The sequence below is a fragment of the Mycobacterium sp. NGS68 genome, assembly GCF_059812195.1.
Genome location: NZ_JCALCE010000101.1, coordinates 1 through 292, shown reverse-complemented (window position 1 = coordinate 292; position 292 = coordinate 1). Strand labels below are relative to the sequence as shown.

Genomic DNA, 292 nt, shown 5'->3' with positions numbered 1-292 from the left:
CCGGCGGCACCGGCGGCGCCGCCAGCCAAGGGTTCTCCATCGCCCCAGACGGCACGCCCGTGGCAAACCAAGGCGCCACCGGTGGTGCCGGCGGCCAAGGCGGAAACGGCGGCGCGCCCGGCACCGGAACCGGCGGCCACCAAGGCGCAGGCGGCCACGGCGGCAACGGCGGCCTCGGCGGCGTCGGCGACCAGGGCAGCGACGGCACCGACAACAGCGCCACCGTCGACACCCCGGGTGGCCAAGGCGGACAAGGCGGCACCGGCGGCACCGGCGGCAACGCCGGAACCGG

1 pseudogene is annotated in these 292 nt (G+C 78.4%); it reads left to right on the top strand.

Going from position 1 to position 292, the window contains the following annotated elements:
* Positions 1 to 59 precede the first annotated feature (59 nt).
* A pseudogene (locus tag AC5Y5V_RS31435) lies at positions 60 to 292 on the top strand (PE family protein); the annotation flags it as partial.